The sequence below is a fragment of the Rhizobium leguminosarum genome (genome assembly GCF_010668065.1).
GTDB classification, from domain to species: domain Bacteria; phylum Pseudomonadota; class Alphaproteobacteria; order Rhizobiales; family Rhizobiaceae; genus Rhizobium; species Rhizobium leguminosarum_S.
Map to the genome: position 1 here is coordinate 76,843 of NZ_WUEN01000020.1, position 22,918 is coordinate 99,760.

Sequence of the window (22,918 nt, forward strand, 5' to 3'; positions counted from 1 at the left end):
TCGGTTTTTTGTAACAAGCCGAGGCAAAGGATTGATGACGGGCAGCCTGCAGTGCCCAAGCGAAGCAAGCTGAGCCTCCTGTCAGGAGGGGCTTTGGGGACTTTTCCCGTTGACGCCTTGGGAAGCCCTGATAATTTGACCGAGCAGTAAAAATATCGGCGTGAAGCCCCGGGAAAGGGCCGTCACCGGCCAGGAGAACAGCATGTCCAATCGCCTCAATGCACCGAACGATCTTCGCGCCTTCTGGATGCCGTTTACGGCAAATCGCCAGTTCAAGAAGGAGCCGCGTTTGTTCGTCGGCGCCAAGGACATGTACTATACGACCCATGACGGCCGTCAGGTGCTGGACGGCACGGCAGGTCTCTGGTGCGTCAATGCCGGGCACTGCCGCCCGAAGATCACCGAGGCGATCCGCGAACAGGTCGGCGAGCTCGATTACGCGCCGGCCTTCCAGCTCGGCCATCCCAAGGCCTTCGAACTGGCGAACCGCCTGGTCGACATTGCCCCGGAAGGCCTGAACCACGTTCTCTACACCAACTCCGGCTCCGAATCCGTTGAGACCGCGCTCAAGGTGGCGCTCGCCTATCACCGCGTGAAGGGCAATGGATCACGCTTTCGCCTGATCGGCCGCGAGCGCGGCTATCACGGCGTCAATTTCGGCGGCATCTCCGTCGGCGGCATCGTCACCAACCGCAAGATGTTCGGCACGCTTCTGACCGGCGTCGATCACATGCCGCACACCCACCAGCCCGGCAAGAACAATTTCACCCGCGGCGAGCCCGAGCATGGCGGCGACATCGCCACCGAGCTCGAGCGTATCGTCACCTTGCATGACGCCTCCACCGTCGCCGCCGTCATCGTCGAGCCGGTAGCGGGCTCCACCGGCGTCTTGATCCCGCCGAAGGGCTACCTGCAGAAGCTGCGCGAGATCTGCACCAAACACGGCATCCTTCTGATCTTCGACGAGGTCATCACCGGTTTTGGCCGCCTCGGCGCCCCCTTTGCCGCGCAATATTACGACGTCAAGCCCGACATGATCACCGCCGCCAAGGGACTGACCAACGGCGTCATTCCGATGGGCGCCGTCTTTGTCACCTCCGAGATCCATGATGCCTTCATGAACGGCCCGGAGCACATGATCGAGTTCTTCCACGGCTACACCTATTCCGGCAACCCGATCGCCTCCGCCGCCGCACTCGCCACGCTCGACACCTACAAGGAAGAGGGGCTGCTGACACGCGCCGCCGAGCTTTCCGACTACTGGGCCGACGCGCTGCATTCGCTGAAGGACTGCCCCAATGTCATCGACATCAGGAACACCGGCCTGATCGGCGCGATCGAACTCGACCCGATCGCCGGCGAGCCCACCAAGCGCGCCTTTACCGCTTTCCTAAAAGCCTATGAAAGCGGCCTGCTCATCCGCACCACCGGCGATATCATCGCACTCTCCCCGCCGCTGATCATCGAGAAACACCATATTGACGAGCTCTTCGGCAAGCTGCGGGCCATCCTGCAGAACAACATCTGAGAAAGCTCTAAAGGCTTCCAGCATCACGGCCTGCGGCGGATCTCCGGCATAATTCCTTAAATCGGAATCGATTTAAGGATAAAAATATGCAGCAATTCAAAGTGTTACAGCGTCCTTTGCGCGTCTGAAAAGACGCGCGGCGCTGTAAATCCATCCAGGCCCTTTTGTTGGGAAGACCGATAGGCCTCAGGTCACGGCGGCGACGGATAGGCAGAGGGCGAATTTCTTCAGCAGCCGGCGATCGAATTGCCCTTCGCTGCCAAGCATCCACTTCAGTGCTTGGCTGGCGTTCCATGGCGCCTTGTACGGCCGCACGGAGGTCACGGCGTCATAGACGTCGCAAATCGCAGCAAGACGCGCATGGAAGCTGACCTGCGTCTCGGAAAGCCTGCGAGGATAGCCCTTGCCGTCGATGCGCTCATGATGGTTGAGGCATACGTCGAGAACGATCTCCGACATGCCTTCCTGGCGCGACAGGATTGTATGCCCCTTTTCCGGATGATCGCGGATCATCTTGATCTCGTTCTCGTCCAGGCGCCCTTCCTTGTTGAGGATCTCGAGCGGAATTTCGAGCTTGCCGACGTCGTGCAGCAATCCTGCTGTGCCGAGCGTCTGCACGGTAGCCTCGTCAAGTCCGAGATGACGGCCGAAAAGGATCATCAGCGCACTCACCGAAAGGGAATGCAGAAACGTTACTTCGTCCTTGGATTTCAGACGCGTAACGCTGAGAAAGACAGTGGGATTGTCATCCATCGACTTGGAGACTGAGGAAATCACCGGCGCCACCTGATCGACGCTGATCCCATCGCCATGCTGGAGCCGGCCGAAAACGCTTTCCAGCACCTGCACGGATTTCTGGATGGTCTCGCGTGCCGCCTGGGTGTCGATCTCGATATTGCCGCCTGGCAGGCCGTCAATGTCGAGGCCTCTGCTGGTGTTGATGATAACACCTTCAATACCGCTCTTGCGAAGTTTCAGGGCATCGGCTTCACGCCGCAACAGAAATCTTCGCTTGGACAGAAAAGGATCCTGCCATGCACCCTCGATCGCCTCCACAAACATTCCGTTGCGCACCCGCCTGGCTTCGATACGCTTGAGCATCCAGATCTCAGTTCCCGAAATATCTCTCTGTTTATTATCGACCGCTCTTTTGCATCGCAGCAATATATGCACGGACAATGGTTCTACTCTAATTGGTAGAATCAAGTGTTAATCTCAAAACGGAATTCGAATATTCAGAAAGACGAGGCGGTTCCCCGAAATCCAGCAGGTTTATCAGCGAACCGCGCTGATGCCCGGGGGTACCGCACCCTCCAGAAATCGGCAGACGGCGCCAGGATCGACGATTCCGGGACGATTTCATGCCGGACCGGCTCCATTTTCGTTTCATTTTGTTATCAACTTGCGGAATCTCACCAAAATTCCTAGAAATCTTGCCGTTGCGCCCATTCGAGCCAAATATGGCCGGAGGGCGCATCGATCGCGCCGATAGCGATCGTCCTTGGCACGGCCTGGGGGCCGTTGAACGATCCGGAAAAGTCGGCGCGACGCTTCATCGTGGGTTGAATGACCCCATCCAAGGAGACAGACAATGACCCTCAAGACATTGACGGCGACCCTCGTCGCGTCGCTCGCCTTTGCGCCGCTTGCCCATGCCGATATCACCATCGGCCTGATCGCACCGCTGACCGGCCCCGTCGCTGCCTATGGCGACCAGGTGAAGAACGGCGCTCAGACAGCCGTCGACGAAATCAACAAGAAGGGCGGAATTCTCGGCGAGAAGGTCGTCCTCGAACTGGCCGACGATGCCGGCGAACCGAAACAGGGCGTTTCCGCCGCCAACAAGATCGTCGGCGACGGCATCCGTTTCGTCGTCGGACCGGTGACATCGGGCGTCGCCATTCCTGTTTCGGACGTGCTTGCTGAAAACGGCGTGCTGATGGTCACCCCGACTGCGACGGCCCCCGACCTGACCAAGCGCGGTCTCACCAACGTGCTGCGCACTTGCGGCCGCGACGACCAGCAGGCCGAAGTCGCCGCCAAATATGTGCTGAAGAATTTCAAGGACAAGCGCGTCGCCATCGTCAACGACAAGGGCGCCTACGGCAAGGGCCTCGCCGACGCCTTCAAGGCGACGCTGAACGCCGGCGGCATCACCGAAGTCGTCAATGACGCGATCACGCCTGGTGACAAGGATTTCAGCGCGCTCACCACCCGCATCAAGTCGGAGAAGGTCGACGTGGTCTATTTCGGCGGCTACCACCCGGAAGGCGGGCTGCTCGCCCGCCAGCTGCATGACCTCGCCGCCAACGCGACGATCATCGGCGGCGACGGACTCTCCAACACCGAATTCTGGGCAATCGGCACGGATGCGGCAGGAGGCACGATCTTCACCAACGCTTCGGACGCCACCAAGAGCCCGGATTCCAAGGCTGCAGCCGACGCGCTCGCCGCCAAGAACATCCCGGCCGAAGCCTTCACGCTGAACGCTTATGCCGCTGTCGAAGTGCTGAAAGCCGGCATCGAGAAGGCCGGCAGCGCCGAAGATGCGGAAGCCGTCGCGGCCGCGTTGAAGGACGGCAAGGAGATCCCGACCGCCATCGGCAAGGTCACCTACGGCGAGACCGGCGACCTGACCTCGCAAAGCTTCTCGCTCTACAAGTGGGAAGCTGGCAAGATCGTCGCCGCCGAGTAAACCATCGCTCACCGTCACCGACCGGGCGCCCCTGTGGCGCCCGGTTTCGTTTTGCGGCACTCGCTTGTCGCGGCAGATCGGCTATAAGTTTCGGAATCGGTTGTAATGTGAGCAATGCCATGACCAGCAGACTCGAGCGCTTCATCGACCAGGGCGTCGGCCGTGTACCTGCCGATATCGTGCTGAAGGGCGGCCGTTTCTTCGATCTCGTCACCGGCGAACTCGTCCAGTCGGACATTGCGATCGGCGCCGATCGCATCGTCGGCACCTCAGGCAATTATGAGGGCGAAACCGAGATCGATATCTCGGGCAGGATCGTCGTTCCCGGCTTCATCGACACCCATCTGCACATCGAATCTTCGCTCGTCACACCGCATGAATTCGATCGCTGCGTTCTGCCCTATGGTGTCACCACCGCCATCTGCGATCCGCACGAGATCGCCAATGTGCTCGGAACCGCCGGCATCGAATTTTTTCTCGAATCCGCGCTGGAGACGATCATGGACATCCGCGTCCAGCTCTCCTCCTGTGTGCCGGCGACGCATCTTGAAACCTCCGGTGCCGATCTTCCGATCGAGCGCCTCCTGCCCTTCCGCCACCATCCGAAGGTCATCGGACTTGCCGAATTCATGAATTTCCCCGGCGTGATCCACAAGGATCCCGTTTGCATGGCCAAGCTCGACGCCTTCCAGGGCGGCCATATCGACGGTCACGCGCCGCTGCTCTCCGGCAACGACCTCAACGGTTACCTCGCGGCCGGCATCCGCACCGAACACGAATGCACGACCGCCGGCGAAGCCTTGGAAAAGATCCGCAAGGGCATGCATATCCTCGTGCGCGAGGGTTCGGTATCCAAGGATCTCGCGGCGCTGATACCCATTATCACCGAGCGGCTTTCACCCTTCCTCGCGCTTTGCACCGACGACCGCAATCCGCTCGATATCGCCGAACAGGGTCATCTCGATCACATGATCCGCACGGCGATCGCAAGCGGCGTCGAGCCCCTGGCGATCTACCGCGCCGCCTCGATTTCGGCCGCCCGCGCCTTCGGCCTCAAAGACCGTGGCCTGGTCGCGCCGGGCTGGCGCGCCGATCTGGTGGTTCTCGACAGTCTGGAGAACTGCCGTGCCGACATGGTCTTTTCCGCCGGCCGCCGCGTCACCGATGCGCTCTTTTCCTCGCGCAGGCCGGTTGCCCCGATCGGCCTCGACAGCGTCAAGGCCCGGCCCGTCAACGCCGCCCATTTCGGCGTCCCGGTCGCCGAAGGCGAAACGCCTGTCATCGGCGTCATACCGGGCAAGATCATCACCGAGCATCGCCGCTACCGCCTGCCCGTCAGGGGTAACGAGACGACGGTCGATCTTGGCAACGACATCATCAAGGTCGCCGTCATCGAGCGCCACGGCAAGAACGGCAACCATGCCAACGGCTTCGTCCAGGGTTTTGGCCTGAAGAAGGGTGCGATCGCCTCGACCGTCGGCCATGACAGCCACAATATCTGCGTCGTCGGTGTCAGCGAGGACGACATGGCACGCGCCGCAAATCGACTTAGCGAGATCAAGGGCGGCTTCGTCGTCGTCGAAGACGGCAAAGTCACCGGCGAAATCGCCCTGCCCATCGCCGGCTTGATGAGCCTCGAGCCCTACGAGACGGTCCGCGATACGCTCCACCAGCTGCGCAAAGCCGCCTTGGCGCTCGGCGCCACGCTGGAAGAACCCTTCCTCCAGCTCGCCTTCCTGCCACTGCCGGTCATCCCGCACCTGAAGATATCCGACCGCGGCATGGTGGATGTGGACAAATTCGCGCTCATCGGGTGATGTGATCAATCGCCGGCGACAGACGCTCTCAGACCGCGTGATGCTTGGTCGTCAGCTCAAGCCCGATTGCCTTCATGACCGCCAGCGTGGTCTCCAGGGTGGGATTTCCGTTTTCGCTCAGTGCCTTATAAAGATGCTCGCGAGCAAGGCCTGTTTCCCTGGCGATCTTACTCATGCCCTTGGCACGCGCGACGACACCAAGCGCGGACGCGATGAATTTCGCGTCTCCCGTCTGCAATGCCTCGATGATAAAGGCTTCGATGGCCTCGTCGGAATCAAGCATCTCAGCCGGATCAAAGTCGAAAATCTGTTCAGCCATTATCGTCGCTCCATTCCGAGGCGATTCTTTTTGCCGTTCGTATATCGGTTTCCTGCGTGCTTTTGTCACCGCCGCAGAGAAGCACGATGATAGTTTCTCCGCGTTTGCAATAATAGATCCGATAGCCAGGCCCATAGTGAATGCGCAGTTCGCTCAGCCCCTCGCCGATCGGTGAGGCGTCGCCGGCATGCCCGGTCGCGAGACGCTGAAGACGCAAGGCAATCGTCGCCTTGGCCTTTCCATCCTTCAACTTTTTGTGCCACTTTCGAAAAGTAGCTGTCTGCTTCAAGATGAACATATCAATTGTAAGTTAAAAAATACAGCCCTGTCAAATTCGCCATTTCCACAACCGGAAACCGGTCTCGCGAGGTATCAAACCCGCGCACAAAACCCGTCCAGCGCCGCAAGCTTCACGAGCCCTGCGCCAGCCACGGCCTCGAAGCCCGGCATATCGAGCGGTTCGCCGAGCACCATGCCATCCGGCAGGCGGAATTCCGCCGGCTTGCGCGTCAGGTTGAAAACGAAGAGCAGTTTCTCTCCGTTCTTTTCACGAGTGAAGGCGAGCAGATCCTGGTTGGTGCCGATGAAGGTCATGTCGCCGTCGATCAGCGCCGGCTGGCTCTTCCGGAATTCGAGCATCCTGCGGTAGTGATGCAGCACCGAGCTTTCGCTCGCCTCCTGCGTATCCACGGAAAGCGCTGCCTGCTCGTAAGGCACCGGCAGCCAGCTCTTTTCCGCGGATGTGAAGCCCGCATGCGCCTTGCCGGCTTCCCAGGGCATCGGCGTGCGGCATCCATCGCGGCCCTTGAAGGCCGGCCAGAAGCGGATGCCGTAGGGGTCGCGCAGATCCTCGAAGGCGAGTTCGGCCTCCGGCAGGCCGAGTTCCTCGCCCTGATAGAGGCAGATCGAGCCGCGCAGCGCCGCGAGCACCGAAATCGCCAGCTTGGCGATGACAGGCCGCTCTTCCGCCGTCCGCGCAAAACGGCTGACATGGCGCATGACGTCGTGGTTGGAAAAAGCCCAGCAGACCCAGCCGTCCGTGACTGCTTTCTGGAAGGCCTCGACGCAACCGCGAATATGCTCGGCGGTGAAATCCGGCCCGAGCAGGTCGAATGTGTAGCACATGTGCAGTTTGTCGCCGCCGCTCGTATAGGCGCCAACCGTCTTCAGCGAACGCGCCCCGTCGCCGACCTCGCCGACGGTCGTGCGATCCTCGTACTGGTCGAGCAGCGCCCGGAAGCGCTTGAGGAAATCGACATTTTCCGGCTGCGTCTTGTCGTAGAGGTGGTTCTGCATGCCGTAGGGATTGCTGTCGGGCGCATCGAGGCCTGCGTCATCTTCATCCGGCTCGTGCGGCGGATTGCTCCTGAGCAGCCTGTCGCAGAAATAATAGTTGACCGTATCCAGGCGGAAGCCGTCGACGCCGCGGTCGAGCCAGAACTTCACCGTCTCCAGCACAGCATCCTGCACGGCCTTGCTGTGGAAGTTGAGGTCCGGCTGCGAGGTCAGGAAATTGTGCTGGTAATATTGCCGGCGCACGCCATCCCATTCCCAGCCCGGCCCGCCGAAGATCGACAGCCAGTTGTTCGGCGCCGTGCCGTCAGGCTTCGGATCGGCCCAGACGTACCAGTCCGCCTTGGGATTGGTCCGGCTCGACCGGCTCTCGACGAACCAGGGATGCCGGTCTGAAGTGTGCGAGATCACCTGGTCGATGACGACCTTGATGCCGAGCTTGTGCGCTTCGGCCATCATCTCATCGAAATCGGCGAGCGTCCCGAAGATCGGATCGACGTCGCAATAATCGGAAACGTCGTAGCCCATGTCGGCCATCGGCGACTTGAAGAAGGGCGAGAGCCAGATCGCGTCGACGCCGAGGCTGGCAATATGCGGCAGCCGGCGGGTGATTCCCCTGAGATCGCCGAGACCGTCGCTGTTGGTGTCCTGAAAAGAGCGCGGATAGACCTGATAGATCACCGCACCGCGCCACCAGTCCGCACTCCCGCCTGCCTGCAATGCCATCGGCTACATCTCCTGCCTCGTTTGTGCTCGCCACACTAAAGCGGACGAAACAAAAGACAACCATGTGAAGCGGTTATGAAGGCGTTGCGAAACGCCGCGACGCATCGTCGCGATCCGACAAGGGGGAGACGTATATAGGCTTGTCCACAACCCGGTTCCACCCTCCGGATTTGGGGTTGCAACGCAAAGCCTTTGCGATAATGTGCGCGCTGACCTGCACGTAAGAGGTCAAACACCGGGAACAAATGTCTAATAAAGGCGAAAAGCCTAGAAAGGTGGACCCACCATGAACCATTTCGCGAAAAAATTTCTCGCCTCTGCAATGCTTGGCACATTGCTGGCGTTTTCGGCCCATGCGGCCACGCTCAACATTCACAATGGTGGCGACCCGCAGTCGCTCGATCCGCAGAAACTGTCAGGCGACTGGGAGAACCGTATCGCCGGCGACATTTTCGAAGGCCTCGTCACCGAGGACGCCAAGGATAATCCGATCCCCGGCCAGGCCGCAAGCTGGACGATTTCGCCTGATGGCAAGGTCTACACCTTCAAGCTTCGCGACGGCATCAAGTGGTCCGATGGCCAGCCGGTAACGGCAGGAGACTTCGTCTTCGCCTTCCAGCGCCTCGTCGACCCGAAGAATGCCGCCGATTATGCCTATCTGCAGTTCACCATCAAGAATGCGGAAAAGATCAACAAGGGTGAGATCACCGATCTCAACCAGCTCGGCGTCAAGGCGATCGACGACAAGACGCTGGAGATCACCCTTGAAAACTCCACTCCCTATTTCATCAATGCCCTGATGCATTACACCGCCTATCCGCTGCCGAAGCATGTCGTCGAGGCGAAGGGTCAGGATTGGGTCAAGATCGGCAACATCGTCACCAACGGCCCCTACAAGCCCGTCGAATGGGTTCCGGGCTCGCATGTCACCACGGTCAAGAACGATCAGTGGTACGACACCAAGGACCTGAAGATCGACGGCGCGAAGTTCTTCGTGCTCGAAGATCAGGAAGCCGCGCTGAAACGCTACCGCGCCGGCGAATTCGACATTATGACCGACTTCCCGACCGACCAGTACGAGTGGATGAAGAAGAACCTGCCGGGTCAGGCGCATGTCGCCCCCTTCTCCGGCCTCTACTATTACGTCGTCAACTCGCAGAAGCCGCCCTTCAGCGACAAGCGCGTCCGCCAGGCTCTCTCCATGGCGATCAACCGTGAAGTGATCGGCCCGCAGATCCTCGGCACCGGCGAACTGCCGGCCTATTCATGGGTTCCGCCAGGCACGGCGAATTACGGCGAACCGGCCTATGTCAGCTGGAAGGACCTGCCCTATAGCGAGAAGGTCGCCGAAGCCAAGAAGCTTCTGACCGAAGCCGGCTTCGGCCCGGACAGGCCGCTTCACGCCGTGCTGAGCTACAATACCAACGACAACCACAAGCGCATCGCCGTTGCCATCGCTTCCATGTGGAAGCCGCTCGGCGTCGATGTCGAGCTCGTCAATGCCGAAACCAAGGTGCATTACGACCAGATGCAGCGCGGCCAGGTCGAAATCGGCCGCGCCGGCTGGCTCGCCGACTACAACGACCCGGATAACTTCCTGAACCTCCTGGTGACAGGCGTGCAGATGAACTACGGCCGCTGGTCCAATCCCGAATATGACAAGATGATCAAGGAAGGCAACGCCGAGACGGATCTCGCCAAGCGAGCCGCGATCTTCAAGAAGGCCGAACAGCTGGCGCTGGATGAATCCGCCGCCCTGCCGATCTACTACTATGTCTCGAAGAACGTCGTTTCGCCGAAGATCGAAGGCTTCGTCGACAATATCCAGGACATCCACCGCACCCGCTGGCTGTCGATGAAAGAGTAAGGGAAAACGGTCCTTTCCGCGCATTGCGGAAAGGACCGGCCCACGATCATGATCAAATACGCCCTCCGTCGCCTGCTATCGACGATCCCCGTTCTGTGGATCGCCGTCACAGCCTGCTTTTTTGTTTTGCGCCTTGCCCCCGGCGGCCCTTTCGATGGCGAAAGGCCATTGCCGCCGGTGATCCTGAAGAACCTTGCGATCCACTACAATCTCGACAAGCCGCTCATCCAGCAGTACCTGATCTATGTCGGCGACCTGCTCCGGGGCGATCTCGGCCCCTCCTTCGCGAGCGAAGACTTCACCGTCGCCCAGCAGATCATGATCGGCCTGCCCTACACCTTCACCATCGGTACGGCAGCTTTCCTGATTGCCATCATTGTCGGCGTGGCCGTCGGCTGTCTTGGGGCGCTCTATCAGAACAAGGCGCCGGATTATATTCTGGGCGCGCTCATTCTGATCGGCGTCGTGCTGCCGAACTTCCTGATTGCGCCCATCCTGCAGCTCGTCTTCGGTATCCAGCTCGCATGGTTTCCGGTTGGCGGCTGGGGTGATGGCTCGATCAAATACCTCATCCTGCCGATCGTCGTGCTCGCTCTGCCGCATGCCGGCCGTATCTCGCGCATCACACGCGGCTCGATGATCGAGGTAATGAACCAGAACTTCATCCGCACCGCCAAGGCCAAGGGCATCGGCCCCCGCCTGACGGTCATGCGCCATGCGCTGAAGCCCGCGCTGATGCCTGTTGTCTCCTACCTCGGGCCGGCGGCAAGCTACCTTCTCACCGGCTCGCTGGTTGTCGAAAGCATCTTCGGATTGCCCGGCATCGGCCGCTATTTCGTCAACGCAGCGCTGAACCGCGATTACGGCATGGTTCTCGGCACGGTGATCTTCTACATGGTGCTCATCGTGTTCCTGAACCTTCTCGTCGATATCGCCTATGCGTGGCTCGATCCGAAAGTGAGAAACAGATGATCCTCAACCCCGCAAAACGCGAGCTGCTCGCCCAGGAGCTGCTGGAGGCGGAAGGCCTTGCGCCCGAAAGCCGCTCGCTCACCAAGGATGCCTTGCGCCGCCTCGGGCGCAACAAGGCCGCCGTCCTGTCGATCGTCGTCCTGACGGTTCTGATCCTCGCAGCCTTCCTCGGCCCCTGGTTCATTCCCTTCAACTACGAGGATCCGGATTGGGCGGCCTTCCGCATCCCGCCCTCGATCGAGACCGGCCACTATTTCGGCACCGACCCGAACGGCCGCGACCTTCTCGCTCGCGTCCTTTACGGCACCCGCGTCTCGCTTGCCGTGGCGTTGACGGCGACCGTCGTCTCCGTCTTCATCGGCGTGCTCTACGGTGCGGTATCGGGCTATATCGGCGGCAGGCTGGATGCGATCATGATGCGCTTCGTCGATATCATGTACGCGCTTCCCTATATCCTCTTCGTCATCCTGCTGATGGTGATTTTCGGCCGCAACGTCTATCTGCTCTTTGCCGCCATCGGCGCGCTGGAATGGCTGACCATGGCCCGCATCGTGCGCGGCCAGACGCTGTCGATCAAGCATCGCGAATTCATCGAAGCGGCCCGTGCATCCGGGCAGCGGCCGTTCAAGATCATCATCAAGCACATCATCCCGAACCTCGTCGGCCCGGTGGTCATCTTCGCAGCGCTGACCGTTCCCGAGATCATCGCCACGGAAAGCTTCCTTTCCTATCTCGGCTTCGGCGTGCAGGAACCGCTGACCTCGCTCGGCACGCTGATCGCCGAGGGAACCGATGCCATGGAAAGCATGCCTTGGCTGCTGGTCTTCCCGGCAAGCTTCCTCGTGGCCCTGCTGCTCAGCCTGCTCTTCATCGGCGACGGCCTGCGCGACGCGTTCGACCCGAAGGATCGCTAAGAATGTCCCACGAAACACAAAAAGACACCCTTCTCGAACTCAAAGACTACTCGATCACCTTCAAAACGCCGGATGGAGAGGTCAAGGCCGTCTCCAACATGAACCTGACGGTCAGGCGCGGCGAGCGTATCGCCATCGTCGGCGAGTCCGGTTCCGGCAAGAGCCAGACCTTCCTCGGCATCATGGGCCTGCTCGCCAAGAACGGCAAAACGACGGGACAGGCGCTGCTCGAAGGCAAGGACGTGCTTTCGCTGAAACCGCGCGAGCTCGACCAGATCCGCGGCAAGGACATGGCCATGGTCTTCCAGGACCCGATGACCGCCCTCAATCCATCGCTGAAGATCTCCCGGCAACTGACGGAACAGCTCGAGGTGCACGGCGGGCTGACGGCACGCGCCGCATCCGCCGCAGCGCTCGACATGCTCAATCGCGTCGGCATTCCCGATCCGACGCGACGCTTTCATCTCTATCCGCACGAGCTCTCCGGCGGCATGCGCCAGCGCATCGTCATTGCCATGGCGCTGCTCACCCGGCCGAAGCTTTTGATCGCCGACGAGCCGACGACAGCGCTTGACGTCACCATCCAGGCGCAGATCCTCGATCTCTTCAACGATCTGACGGCGGAGATGAACACGGCGCTGATCATGATCACCCACGATCTCGGCGTCGTCGCCGGCCTCGCCGATCGCGTCGCCGTCATGTATGCCGGCCGCATTGTCGAGGAAGCGCCGGTCGACGAACTCTTCGACAATCCGGCCCATCCCTATACCGCAGCGCTGCATGCCTCGATCCCGCGGCCGGATCAGGATGTCGACGACCTCGTCGTCATCCCCGGGCGTCCACCGAACCTGCAGCACCTGCCGAAGGGCTGCAATTTCTCGCCCCGCTGTTCGCAGGTCCAGGACGATTGCATCGACCGTCCGCCATTGCTCGAAACGCTGGCGCCGCATCACTGCGCCGCCTGCTACCACCCCTTCCCGCGTCGCGAGGAGCTGCTGAACCATGGCTGAACGATCGCTTCTAAGGGTCGAGAACCTGACGACCCAATTCGAACTGCCGGCGAAAGGCCTCTTCAAGCCGCCGATCTTTCTCACAGCCGTCAACAATGTCAGCTTCGACCTCAGCGAGGGCCGCACGCTCGGCATCGTCGGCGAATCCGGCTGCGGCAAGTCCACGCTCGGGCGCTCTATCCTGCGGCTGTTGAAATCGCAGAAGGGCCGCATCCTCTGGCAGGGCCGCAACCTGCTCGACCTGTCGGATGAGGAAATGCGCGCCGCCCGCCGCGACATGCAGATCATCTTCCAGGATCCGATCGCCTCGCTCGACCCGCGCATGACGGTTGGCGACATCATCGCCGAGCCGCTCACCGTCTTCGAGCCGAAGCTATCAAGAGCCGAGCGCACCGAACGCGTCCGCGAGATCATGACCGCCGTCGGACTGGTGCCGGAGATGATCAACCGCTATCCACACGAATTCTCCGGCGGCCAGGCGCAGCGCATCGGCATCGCCCGCGCGGTGGTCACCAAACCGAAGCTCATCATCTGCGATGAGCCGGTTTCGGCCCTCGACGTCTCGATCCAGGGCCAGGTCATCACGCTTCTGCGCAAGCTGCGCAAGGAATTCGGCCTGACGCTGATCTTCATCAGCCACGACCTCTCCGTCGTGCGCCTGATCTCGGACGATGTGCTGGTGCTCTATCTCGGCAGGGTGGTGGAAGCCGGCGACTGCGCTACCGTCTTCGATCATCCCGCCCATCCCTATACGCAGGCGCTCTTCTCCGCCGCGCCGATCCCGGATCCGAAGCTTGCGCGCCTGCGCACCCGCATCCGTCTGCAGGGTGACCCGCCTTCGCCGCTCAACCCGCCGAAAGGCTGCGTCTTCTCGCCGCGCTGCTGGAAGGCGACCGACATCTGTCGCACCGAAATGCCGCCGACCGAGGAGGTCCGCCCCGGCCAGAAGGCCGCCTGTTATCACATGGACAGGCCATGAGCGGGACGAAGGCCGCGCAAGCCGCTTCACCTCACCCGCGAAAGTGGGGTTCCATCTTCCTTATTATCGGCGCTTGCCACCTTCATACTCTCCGCGTATCAGCGAATGAGACCAGCGCATAACCCCGAAATCGGAATCGATTTTCGGGGTTATGCGCCAATTCAAAGTGATAGCGCGTCCTGTTGGACGCGCGGCGCTCTAGTGCCGGGAGGACAAGGTGAGCAGACGGTTTCTATCGATCGGTGAATGCATGGTGGAACTCTCGCAGGCAGGCGATGGTCTGCTGCGCAAAGGCTTCGCCGGCGATACCTTCAACACCGCCTGGTATGCCCGCGCCTGCCTTGCCGCCGACTGGTCGGTCGACTACTTCACCGCGCTCGGCGACGACGCCATGTCGGACGAGATGGCGGCCTTTATCGACAAGGCAGGCATCGGCACCAGCCTCATTCGCCGCATCAGGGGCAGGACGCCGGGCCTTTACATGATCAACCTGAAGGACGGCGAACGCTCCTTCAGCTACTGGCGCGACAGCGCCGCCGCCCGCAGCCTGGCTGCCGATCCCGACCGCCTGCGCGAGGCTGTGGAGAGCGCTGAAGTCGTCTATTTCTCCGGCATCACGCTTGCCATCCTGCCGCATGAGGATGCCGAGACTTTGCTTGCCGAAGTCCGTCGCGCCAAAGCCGCCGGCAAGCTCGTCGTCTTCGATCCGAACATCCGCCCGCGCCTCTGGTCCAGCTACGACGTAATGCACACGACGATCAGCGAAGGCGCCCGCTCATCCGTGCTCGTCATGCCGAGCTTCGACGACGAGGCGGCCCATTTCGGCGACGATTCCATCGAGGCAACGATCCACCGCTACCGCGCACTCGGCGCCGTTCATATCGTCGTCAAGAACGGCGCTGACGGTGTCACGCTGAATTTTGCCGACGAGCAAACCTTCGTTCCTGCCGAAAAGGTGGAGAAGGTGGTCGACACGACCAGCGCCGGCGACAGCTTCAACGGCGCTTTTCTCGCACGATATCTCGAAGCCGGCGATGCACCTGCCGCCGCCCGCTTCGCAGCAAAGGTCGCTGCCCGCGTCGTCAGCGAACATGGTGCACTGGTCCCAAGGGAAAAGCTTGGATTGGATGGCGTCTAAAGCGGCGCGATCTTTCAGATTCGCTTAGCGAAACATGCCTTGGGCCGCACATGCTGACGCAGGTTGCACGCCATGTCCGGGCGCTCCCGTTTTGTCGGCATCGTTTGTCCGCTGCTAGAGCATGATGCCGAAAAGTGTGCGCGGTTTTCGGACGACATCATGCTCTATTTCTTTGATCTAGATCAGGATTCAGATTTCAGGCCGATCGGGCCTAAAATCATCCTGATCTAGGGGAAATCAGGACTTTGTCGGCCGATCGGCGTCGCGAACCGCCTCGTCATGGTACCAGCAGCTGTCGAGCGCAGCATCGCAGACGTCTGCGGCCTCGCGCTCCATCAGCCTGGCGCGTTCGAACCGGTTGGCGTTTCGTATCGCCTTAACGGGAAACTGGTAGATCGTTGCGGATTCACGATGGAAACCGGTGGGCATGAGATCGCCTCCATTCAGTTCGGCGCATCAACATTTCAGGACCATCTACATAGCACAATGCACATAGTTTATGCAAATTGCATAAAATAAGGGCAATGTTGCAATTGTAATCGGTCGGTATGCTGTCTCGGCCAAAAGCTTCCGATAATTTGTTTAACACTTCATCATTTCAGCCTAACGCCACAATTTTCATCCGGTTCCAGACGGGAAAAGTGCGTTTTCATGGGCGATACTGTCTATGAACGTTAAAAACAGCCTGTTTTTCCAAAAGGGAAAAAATCGGCCGGCACGCTGATTCGCGATTTTTCTTTCGCACGGTGCCAAAACTGGCACGCTACGTGCTTTTAAAGCGTCATCCCTGGCGGTCGGATGCGCTTGCGCGCCGAGATCACCTCCGGATTTGCTCACCTTCGTAGCATTGAGAGAGTCACGATGACAAAATATAAGCTCGAGTATATTTGGCTCGATGGGTACACTCCGGTACCGAACCTGCGTGGCAAGACGCAGATCAAGGAATTCGACGTATTCCCGACGCTGGAACAGCTTCCGCTCTGGGGCTTTGACGGCTCCTCGACGCAGCAGGCTGAAGGCCGCAGCTCCGATTGCGTGCTGAAGCCGGTCGCCATCTATCCCGACCCGGCCCGTACCAACGGCGCTCTCGTCATGTGCGAAGTCATGATGCCGGATGGCGTCACGCCGCACGCATCGAATGCCCGCGCCACCATCCTCGACGACGAAGATGCATGGTTCGGCTTCGAGCAGGAATATTTCTTTTACCAGAACGGCCGTCCGCTCGGCTTCCCTGAGCAGGGCTACCCCGCTCCGCAGGGCCCGTACTACACCGGCGTCGGCTATTCGAACGTCGGCGACGTTGCCCGCGAAATCGTCGAAGAGCACCTCGATCTCTGCCTCGCTGCCGGCATCAATCACGAAGGCATCAATGCCGAAGTCGCCAAGGGCCAGTGGGAATTCCAGATTTTCGGCAAGGGCTCCAAGAAAGCCGCCGACCAGATCTGGATGGCACGCTACCTCTTGCAGCGCCTGACCGAAAAGTACGGGATCGACATCGAGTATCACTGCAAGCCGCTCGGCGACACCGACTGGAACGGCTCGGGCATGCATTGCAACTTCTCGACCAAGTACATGCGCGAAGTCGGCGGCAAGGCCTATTTCGAAGCGCTGATGGCGCAGTTCGACAAGAACCTGATGGACCACATCGACGTCTACGGTCCTGACAACGACAAGCGCCTGACCGGCAAGCACGAGACGGCTCCGTGGAACAAGTTCTCCTACGGCGTTGCCGACCGTGGTGCCTCGATCCGCGTGCCGCACTCCTTCGTCAAGAACGACTACAAGGGTTATCTGGAAGATCGCCGCCCGAACTCGCAGGGCTGCCCCTACCAGATCGCTTCGCAGGTTCTGAAGACGATCTCGGAAGTTCCGACCGCAAGCTCGGCTTCCGCTGCAGCTTGACCTCCCAAGCGGCGCCGGTCCACGACCGGCGCCGTGACCTTCTTCTTTCAAATGAGAAACCGCCGCCACCCACTGACATAATCGGGGCGATCAGGCGGGCGAAAGCCCTGCAATCCTTGCAATATGGGCTGTAATATTTCCATCATGGTCATGCCTCAAAATAAAGAAGCGGGAATCGCCGTTCCGGAACCCCGCTGAGGGGTTGAGCGTTGGCATCTCACTGCGACGCGTATGGAAATCGTGACATGCTGCAACGTCCGGCAAACACTTATAGCGGCGAGAGCTGGGCCATTGCCGCAGCCGCCGGGAACCTGCCCGAGAGGCTGGTGATCGTCACCGATGCCTGGCACCCGCAGGTCAACGGCGTCGTGCGCTCGATCGAGAACACCAACCGCGAACTGGCGAAGATGGGCGTCGAGGTTTCCATGGTGACGCCGGAGCGGTTCAACAGCATCCCCTGCCCGACCTATCCTGAGATCCGCCTGTCGATCGTCAATTACCGCCGCATCGCCCGCGAGATCGAAAAGCACAATCCCTCCTACGTGCATATTGCCACCGAAGGCCCGCTGGGGCTGACCGCCCGCCGCTGGTGCCTGAAGAACCGCATGCCGTTTTCGACGAGCTACCACACCCGCTTCCCAGAATATGTCTCCGCGCGCCTGCCGATACCGAAGAGCTGGCTCTATTCCTTCGTCCGCTGGTTCCACAATGGCGGCGCCGGCTGCATGGTGGCGACGCCGAGTCTTGCCCGCGAACTGTCGGAAAAAGGCATCCGCAACCTCATGCCCTGGAGCCGCGGCATCGACGCCACGCAGTTCCGTCCGATGGAGCTTGAGGAAAACCCGTTCGGCTTGGCGCGCCCGATCTTCATGACCGTCGGCCGCGTGGCGCTGGAAAAGAACCTGCCGGCCTTCCTGGATCTCGATCTGCCGGGTTCCAAGGTCGTCGTCGGCGACGGTCCGGCCCGCGCCGAGCTCGAAAAGCAATATCCGGGCGTCTTCTTCGCCGGCGTGCAGTTCGGCGAGGATCTGGCGAAAACCTACGCCCAGGCCGACGTCTTCGTCTTTCCCTCGCTCACCGACACCTTCGGCAACACCATCCTCGAAGCGCTGGCATCGGGCGTGCCGGTTGCAGCCTATCCGGTCACCGGCCCGCTCGACATCATCGGCGAGGATAGCGAAGTCGGGGCGCTCGACCAGAACCTGCAGGCCGCATGCCTTGCCGCCCTCTCCGCCTCGCGCGGCAAGGCGCGTGAGCTTGCCATGCAATATTCCTGGGAAGCGGCGACGCTGCAGTTCATCAACAATATCCGCGCCGCCAATGGCGTCATCACGCCGAAATGGAAGAAGGCCTGGCAGTATGCCAAGTCGTTTCCAAGAGGCCGAAAGCCCGGCGAAACCGCCGGGCCTGTCCCATCCGCAGACTGATTGGTTTTACTTGTGAAGCGCGCTGCGAAGCGTGTCGTTCGCGACCGCAATCGCGCTGCGCGCGGCAGGCGTTTCGGCAATGGCGTTCAGCAGCACGAAGTCGTGGATCGTGCCGTTGTAACGCATCGACGTGACCTTGACGCCGGCCTGGCTGAGCTTGCGGGCATAGGCCTCACCCTCGTCGCGCAGCACATCGTTCTCATCGACGATGACCAGCGCAGGCGGCAGGCCGTTCAACTGCTCCAGCGATGCCTGCAGTGGTGAGGCCGTTGGCTCCTTGCGCTTGGCCTCGTCGGGCAGATAGGCGTTCCAGAACCACTTCATCGCTTCCTTCGTCAACCACGGGCCATCGGCGAACTGGTTATAGGAACCATTGTCGAAATTGGCGTCGGTGACGGGGTAGAACAGCACCTGCTGGTCGATCGCAGGACCGCCGCGCTCCTTGGCAAGCAGCGTCACCACCGCCGCCATATTGCCGCCGACGCTATCGCCTGCGACCGCGAGCCGGGAGGCATCCACCTTGAACTCCTTGGCATGTTCAGCGACATATTTGGTGGCGGCATAGGCCTGCTCGATGGCAACGGGATAGCGGGCTTCCGGCGAGCGCTCATAATCGACGAAGACGACGGCGGCATCGGCGCCGTTGGCGATCTCGCGCACCAGCCGGTCATGTGTATCGGCATCGCCCAGCACCCAGCCGCCGCCATGGAAATAGAGAATGGCCGGCAGCGTGCCCTTGGCATGTTCCGGGCGGACGATGCGCAGCTTGATGCTGCCTGTCGGGCCAGCCTTGATGACCCTGTCCTCTTCCTTGGCGGCAAGCATCTTCACGTCGCCCTTCTGCGCGCCGGCCAGGACATTGCGGGCATCGGCCGGCGACAGCGTGTAGATCGGCTTGCCGCCGGCAAGCCCGTCGATGAATTTCTGCGTTGTCGGTTCGAGTACCGGTTCGGCAAGCGCGCCGACGGCGGAAGCTGCGAGCAGTGCTGCTGCGGAAACGGTGGTCTTGATGGTCGACATTGTCTTGTCCTCTCGGGTTCGATGTTCGTCTTGAACACTTTTTATATCGCGCACGATTGTTTATTGGGCAATTTAAATTTGCGCATGGCAGCTATGCATAAAAATCGCTTACGATTATTTATTGCACGATATAAACTCCATCAGTTATGGAGAAACCCCATGCAGGATCAGCTAAAGCTCGACAATTTCATCTGCTTCGCCGTCTATACGGCAAGCCACGCACTGAACCGCGTCTACAAGCCGCTGCTCGATACGTTGGGTCTAACCTATCCGCAATATCTGGCGATGGTTTCTCTCTGGGAGCAGGACGGCCAGACCGTCGGTGGCCTCAGCGAAAAGCTCTTCCTGGAATCGAGCACGCTGACCCCGCTGCTCAAACGCCTGGAAACCGCAGGTTATGTCAGACGCGAACGCAGCCGGGAGGACGAACGCGTCGTCGTCATCCGCTTGAGCGAAGAAGGCATTCGCCTAAAGGAAAAGGCGCTCGGCATCCCGGGTTGCATCGCCGCTGCCAGCGGTCGCGATGCAGTCGACCTCACCCGCCTCCAAGCCGAGATCGTGGCGCTGCGTGAGGCGCTGAACAAGAGCGTGGCCTAGCAGGTAAACAGGCGGGATGGTTATCGCGGTGCTTGTGATACCCCCTCTGCCCTGCCGGGCATCTCCCCCACAGGTGGGGAGATTGGCTGGACGCACGGGCTTCCCCAAACAATCAGCGTTGCAGCACGACGAAACGGTAGTTGAGCAGAAAGGCCAATCCACTTGTGATCTCCCCACCTGTGGGGGATGCCCGGCAGGGCAGAGGGGGTGCCACACGGCACACGCTCACACTCCACAAAACGCCACCAATCAGCGCCAACCCCAGCCCTACGTCCGCCTCTTCTTGCCTTCGAACGGATTGTCAGGCGAGCGGAAATGGATGCGGATCGGCACGCTCGGCATGTCGAAATCGGCGCGCAAGCCGTTGATCAGATAACGCGTATAGGATTCCGGCAGCGCATCGGAGCGAGTGCATGAGATCATGAAGGCCGGCGGGCGGGCCTTTACCTGCGTCATGTATTTCAGCTTGATGCGGCGGCCGGAAACGGCCGGTGGCGGATGCTGGACCTGCTGCGTCTCCAGCCAGCGGTTCAGCCGCGCCGTCGAAATGCGCTTATTCCAGACCTTGTCGGTATCGATGATCGCCTGCATGAGCTTGTCGAGCCCCCAGCCGGTCTGGCCGGAGATCGGCACGGCGCGGATGCCGCGCGCCTGCGGCAGCAGCCGGTCGGTCTTTTCGCGGAGATCCGCAAGCACCGCCTGCCGATCTTCGATCATGTCCCACTTGTTGAAGGCGAGCACGGCGGCACGGCCTTCGCGGAGCACGAGGTCGACGATCTGCAGGTCCTGCTTCTCGAAGGGGATCGTCGCATCGAAGACGATGACGACGGTTTCGGCGAAGCGGATGGCGCGCAATGCGTCGGCGACCGAAAGCTTCTCCAGCTTCTCGATCACCCGTGCCTTGCGGCGCATGCCGGCCGTGTCGAACATCTTGATGGTGCGGCCGCGCCAGTCCCATTCGACCGAGATGGAATCGCGGGTGATGCCCGCTTCCGGTCCCGTCAGCAGCCGGTCCTCGCCGAGGAAACGATTGATCAGCGTCGACTTGCCGGCATTCGGCCGCCCGACGATCGCCACGCGCAACGGCTTCGTATCGTCATAGGTCGGCTCTTCGTCCTCGTCGCCCTCGTCTGATGATTGCGGAATGTCGACGTCGGTAACCGCCACATCCTCTTTCTCGGGATAGGCACGGTCCTCGCCGATCGCCGCGACGATCGCATCGCGCAGGTCGAGCATGCCCTGCCCGTGTTCTGCCGAAATCGGCGTCGGCTCGCCGAGGCCGAGCGTATAGGCGTCATAGAAGCCGCTGTCGGAGCCGCGCGCTTCGGATTTGTTGGCGACGAGCACCACCGGCTTGCCGCGCCGGCGCAGCATCTCCGCAAGGTCGGTATCGACGGGCGTCAATCCGCTCTTGGCGTCGACGACGAAAAGCGAAAGATCCGCCTCGTCGATCGCCGCTTCGGTCTGCGCCCGCATCCGGCCCTGCAGGCTTTCCGCGTCGGCCTCTTCCAGACCAGCCGTGTCGATGATCGTGAAGGTCAGGCCCATCAGCCGCGCATCGCCCGGCCGGCGGTCGCGGGTAACACCCGGCGTGTCATCGACAAGCGCCAGCTTCTTGCCTACCAGCCGGTTGAAAAGTGTCGACTTGCCGACATTCGGACGACCGACGATGGCGACCGTGAAACTCATATCTTGTCCTTAACGCGATCAGCCCTGAGCGGCGGGCGCCTTGCCGGATGCGGTAATCAGATCAAGCATCATATGGGCGCGATTGGCAACATTGCGTGGGCTGTCGGTATCGTCGACTATCGACTGAAACCACTGCCGCGCCTGCGCCATGTTGCCGGCTTTGTAAGCGGCAAGGCCGAGTGCCTCGCGCGCCGAATGACGGAAGGCGTTGCCCGGAACGGCCATTTCCTCGATCGCCGCCGAAGCCTGTTCGTAAGTGCCGTTCTCGATGAGCAACCAGCCGGCGCGCATCTTGGCGGCATCGCGCACGGCAGCCGGAACGGCATTGTCCTTGCCGATCTCGTTGAAGGCGGCGATTGCCGCGGCGGCATCGCCCTTCTGCACCTGAACGGTCGCGGCCCGCATGCGTGCCAGCACCGGATAGGCGCCATGGCCTTCCTTCTCGAGCTTGTCGAGCGCTGCCAGCGCCTCGTCGTTCTTGTTCTCGTCGGCAAGCTTCATCGCCGCCAGGAACTGGTCGCCGGTGCCGGAGGAACGGTTGTCGTCCCAATAGTCGTAGAGAACCTTGCCGGCGGTGCCGACGACGATCAGGATGGCGACGACGACGATATAGCGGCCGAACCGGCGCCAGACGCCCTTCATCTGGTCAGACCGCAATTCCTCATTGACTTCACGGATGAAGCTGTCGTCGTTGAATGCCATTCTCGTCTCCGGCCGCGGAAAAACCCATACACCATGCAAAACGCATATTGTCGGGCCTTCTACTCCATTTTGCTGCCGTTGTAAGGGGGATGTGAAAGATTAGAGCAATTCCAGGAAAAGTGCGAAGCGGTTTTCCGTCCGGAGTTGCGTAGAAACAAAAAGTTAGAGCGGTTCTGAGCTTCCATGAAAGCTGAACCGCTCTAGGCTCCAAACCCAATCAAGCCATTGATCAAAATGGATCGCTGTGATTCATTATGATGACAATGGGAGTTTTGATGATGGCAGGAGAGTTCTGGCTTGATGATCAGCAGTGGGCGGTGATT

Annotated in this window: 20 protein-coding genes; 12 read left to right on the top strand and 8 right to left on the bottom strand. The window is 60.7% G+C overall.

The window, feature by feature from the left end; genetic code table 11:
* Positions 1 to 202: 202 nt before the first annotated feature.
* Positions 203 to 1,528, top strand: coding sequence for an aspartate aminotransferase family protein (locus GR198_RS32735; protein WP_029873240.1), 1,326 nt, complete (start codon positions 203 to 205; stop codon positions 1,526 to 1,528).
* 186 nt (positions 1,529 to 1,714) lie between these two features.
* Here GR198_RS32735 and GR198_RS32740 read toward each other — a convergent pair whose 3' ends face one another.
* Entirely contained in the window at positions 1,715 to 2,629 is a 915-nt protein-coding gene (locus GR198_RS32740; protein WP_164070330.1) for an HD-GYP domain-containing protein, read from the bottom strand.
* A gap of 490 nt (positions 2,630 to 3,119) precedes the next feature.
* Between GR198_RS32740 and GR198_RS32745 the strand changes: the two genes are divergently transcribed.
* Both GR198_RS32745 and ade read left to right on the top strand, forming a co-directional pair.
* Positions 3,120 to 4,223: a branched-chain amino acid ABC transporter substrate-binding protein gene (locus GR198_RS32745; protein WP_029873238.1), complete on the top strand. Its 1,104-nt coding sequence runs from the start codon at positions 3,120 to 3,122 to the stop codon at positions 4,221 to 4,223.
* A gap of 119 nt (positions 4,224 to 4,342) precedes the next feature.
* Entirely contained in the window at positions 4,343 to 6,040 is a 1,698-nt protein-coding gene (gene ade / locus GR198_RS32750; RefSeq protein WP_029873237.1) for an adenine deaminase, read from the top strand.
* 28 nt (positions 6,041 to 6,068) lie between these two features.
* Here ade and GR198_RS32755 read toward each other — a convergent pair whose 3' ends face one another.
* From GR198_RS32755 to bglA, 3 genes are all read right to left on the bottom strand, one after another.
* Positions 6,069 to 6,359, bottom strand: coding sequence for an addiction module antidote protein (locus tag GR198_RS32755; protein WP_029873236.1), 291 nt, complete (start codon positions 6,357 to 6,359; stop codon positions 6,069 to 6,071).
* A complete protein-coding gene (locus GR198_RS32760; protein WP_029873235.1) occupies positions 6,352 to 6,657 on the bottom strand; it encodes a type II toxin-antitoxin system RelE/ParE family toxin in 306 nt (101 codons plus the stop codon). The genes GR198_RS32755 and GR198_RS32760 overlap by 8 nt, the downstream gene beginning before the upstream one ends.
* Before the next feature lie 74 nt (positions 6,658 to 6,731).
* Complete coding sequence (bglA, locus tag GR198_RS32765) at positions 6,732 to 8,378, bottom strand: beta-galactosidase BglA (protein WP_029873234.1); 1,647 nt, start codon at positions 8,376 to 8,378, stop codon at positions 6,732 to 6,734.
* A gap of 286 nt (positions 8,379 to 8,664) precedes the next feature.
* Between bglA and GR198_RS32770 the strand changes: the two genes are divergently transcribed.
* The 6 genes from GR198_RS32770 to GR198_RS32795 all read left to right on the top strand — a co-directional run bounded on the left by GR198_RS32770 (position 8,665) and on the right by GR198_RS32795 (position 15,258).
* A complete protein-coding gene (locus tag GR198_RS32770) occupies positions 8,665 to 10,245 on the top strand; it encodes a peptide ABC transporter substrate-binding protein (protein WP_029873233.1) in 1,581 nt (526 codons plus the stop codon).
* 48 nt (positions 10,246 to 10,293) lie between these two features.
* Complete coding sequence (locus GR198_RS32775; RefSeq protein ID WP_029873232.1) at positions 10,294 to 11,217, top strand: ABC transporter permease subunit; 924 nt, start codon at positions 10,294 to 10,296, stop codon at positions 11,215 to 11,217.
* Entirely contained in the window at positions 11,214 to 12,131 is a 918-nt protein-coding gene (locus tag GR198_RS32780; RefSeq protein WP_018495229.1) for an ABC transporter permease, read from the top strand. The genes GR198_RS32775 and GR198_RS32780 overlap by 4 nt, the downstream gene beginning before the upstream one ends.
* A 2-nt stretch (positions 12,132 to 12,133) precedes the next feature.
* Complete coding sequence (locus GR198_RS32785; protein ID WP_029873231.1) at positions 12,134 to 13,141, top strand: ABC transporter ATP-binding protein; 1,008 nt, start codon at positions 12,134 to 12,136, stop codon at positions 13,139 to 13,141.
* Positions 13,134 to 14,120, top strand: a complete 987-nt coding sequence (locus GR198_RS32790) for an ABC transporter ATP-binding protein (protein ID WP_012758516.1) — start codon at positions 13,134 to 13,136, stop codon at positions 14,118 to 14,120. Before GR198_RS32785 ends, GR198_RS32790 begins: the two co-directional genes overlap by 8 nt.
* A gap of 217 nt (positions 14,121 to 14,337) precedes the next feature.
* Entirely contained in the window at positions 14,338 to 15,258 is a 921-nt protein-coding gene (locus GR198_RS32795; RefSeq protein WP_164070331.1) for a sugar kinase, read from the top strand.
* Between the two features lie 237 nt (positions 15,259 to 15,495).
* Here GR198_RS32795 and gstI read toward each other — a convergent pair whose 3' ends face one another.
* The gene (gene gstI, locus GR198_RS32800; protein WP_027664062.1) at positions 15,496 to 15,687 is read right to left on the bottom strand and encodes a glutamine synthetase translation inhibitor GstI; all 192 of its coding nucleotides are present in this window, start codon (positions 15,685 to 15,687) and stop codon (positions 15,496 to 15,498) included.
* A 432-nt stretch (positions 15,688 to 16,119) separates the two neighbouring features.
* Between gstI and GR198_RS32805 the strand changes: the two genes are divergently transcribed.
* Both GR198_RS32805 and GR198_RS32810 read left to right on the top strand, forming a co-directional pair.
* Positions 16,120 to 17,160: a glutamine synthetase beta-grasp domain-containing protein gene (locus tag GR198_RS32805; RefSeq protein WP_003541898.1), complete on the top strand. Its 1,041-nt coding sequence runs from the start codon at positions 16,120 to 16,122 to the stop codon at positions 17,158 to 17,160.
* A 245-nt stretch (positions 17,161 to 17,405) separates the two neighbouring features.
* Positions 17,406 to 18,587 (top strand): glycosyltransferase family 4 protein, encoded by a 1,182-nt coding sequence (locus tag GR198_RS32810; protein ID WP_164022832.1) that lies wholly within the window; start codon positions 17,406 to 17,408, stop codon positions 18,585 to 18,587.
* Between the two features lie 6 nt (positions 18,588 to 18,593).
* Here the strand turns inward: GR198_RS32810 and GR198_RS32815 are convergent, their stop codons facing one another.
* A complete protein-coding gene (locus tag GR198_RS32815) occupies positions 18,594 to 19,607 on the bottom strand; it encodes an alpha/beta hydrolase (RefSeq protein ID WP_017961550.1) in 1,014 nt (337 codons plus the stop codon).
* Positions 19,608 to 19,766: 159 nt separating this feature from the next.
* Between GR198_RS32815 and GR198_RS32820 the strand changes: the two genes are divergently transcribed.
* The gene (locus GR198_RS32820; RefSeq protein WP_164070332.1) at positions 19,767 to 20,204 is read left to right on the top strand and encodes a MarR family winged helix-turn-helix transcriptional regulator; all 438 of its coding nucleotides are present in this window, start codon (positions 19,767 to 19,769) and stop codon (positions 20,202 to 20,204) included.
* Positions 20,205 to 20,471: 267 nt separating this feature from the next.
* Here GR198_RS32820 and der read toward each other — a convergent pair whose 3' ends face one another.
* Positions 20,472 to 21,893 carry a ribosome biogenesis GTPase Der gene (gene der, locus GR198_RS32825; RefSeq protein WP_003541907.1) on the bottom strand — a complete coding sequence of 474 codons (1,422 nt, stop codon included), beginning with the start codon at positions 21,891 to 21,893 and terminating at the stop codon, positions 20,472 to 20,474.
* Between the two features lie 18 nt (positions 21,894 to 21,911).
* Complete coding sequence (locus tag GR198_RS32830; RefSeq protein ID WP_029873228.1) at positions 21,912 to 22,595, bottom strand: tetratricopeptide repeat protein; 684 nt, start codon at positions 22,593 to 22,595, stop codon at positions 21,912 to 21,914.
* Positions 22,596 to 22,918: the final 323 nt, after the last annotated feature.

Bases quoted from the DNA above. Each gene is read 5' to 3' on its own strand.
- GR198_RS32805 (WP_003541898.1), top strand. From the start codon at position 16,120: ATGACAAAATATAAGCTCGAGTATATTTGGCTCGATGGGTACACTCCG.
- GR198_RS32735 (WP_029873240.1), top strand. From the start codon at position 203: ATGTCCAATCGCCTCAATGCACCGAACGATCTTCGCGCCTTCTGGATG.
- GR198_RS32770 (WP_029873233.1), top strand. From the start codon at position 8,665: ATGAACCATTTCGCGAAAAAATTTCTCGCCTCTGCAATGCTTGGCACA.
- bglA (WP_029873234.1), bottom strand. From the start codon at position 8,378: ATGGCATTGCAGGCAGGCGGGAGTGCGGACTGGTGGCGCGGTGCGGTG.
- GR198_RS32745 (WP_029873238.1), top strand. From the start codon at position 3,120: ATGACCCTCAAGACATTGACGGCGACCCTCGTCGCGTCGCTCGCCTTT.
- gstI (WP_027664062.1), bottom strand. From the start codon at position 15,687: ATGCCCACCGGTTTCCATCGTGAATCCGCAACGATCTACCAGTTTCCC.
- GR198_RS32740 (WP_164070330.1), bottom strand. From the start codon at position 2,629: ATGCTCAAGCGTATCGAAGCCAGGCGGGTGCGCAACGGAATGTTTGTG.
- GR198_RS32830 (WP_029873228.1), bottom strand. From the start codon at position 22,595: ATGGCATTCAACGACGACAGCTTCATCCGTGAAGTCAATGAGGAATTG.
- GR198_RS32780 (WP_018495229.1), top strand. From the start codon at position 11,214: ATGATCCTCAACCCCGCAAAACGCGAGCTGCTCGCCCAGGAGCTGCTG.
- ade (WP_029873237.1), top strand. From the start codon at position 4,343: ATGACCAGCAGACTCGAGCGCTTCATCGACCAGGGCGTCGGCCGTGTA.
- GR198_RS32775 (WP_029873232.1), top strand. From the start codon at position 10,294: ATGATCAAATACGCCCTCCGTCGCCTGCTATCGACGATCCCCGTTCTG.
- GR198_RS32820 (WP_164070332.1), top strand. From the start codon at position 19,767: ATGCAGGATCAGCTAAAGCTCGACAATTTCATCTGCTTCGCCGTCTAT.
- GR198_RS32755 (WP_029873236.1), bottom strand. From the start codon at position 6,359: ATGGCTGAACAGATTTTCGACTTTGATCCGGCTGAGATGCTTGATTCC.
- GR198_RS32815 (WP_017961550.1), bottom strand. From the start codon at position 19,607: ATGTCGACCATCAAGACCACCGTTTCCGCAGCAGCACTGCTCGCAGCT.
- GR198_RS32790 (WP_012758516.1), top strand. From the start codon at position 13,134: ATGGCTGAACGATCGCTTCTAAGGGTCGAGAACCTGACGACCCAATTC.
- der (WP_003541907.1), bottom strand. From the start codon at position 21,893: ATGAGTTTCACGGTCGCCATCGTCGGTCGTCCGAATGTCGGCAAGTCG.
- GR198_RS32760 (WP_029873235.1), bottom strand. From the start codon at position 6,657: ATGTTCATCTTGAAGCAGACAGCTACTTTTCGAAAGTGGCACAAAAAG.
- GR198_RS32810 (WP_164022832.1), top strand. From the start codon at position 17,406: ATGCTGCAACGTCCGGCAAACACTTATAGCGGCGAGAGCTGGGCCATT.
- GR198_RS32785 (WP_029873231.1), top strand. From the start codon at position 12,134: ATGTCCCACGAAACACAAAAAGACACCCTTCTCGAACTCAAAGACTAC.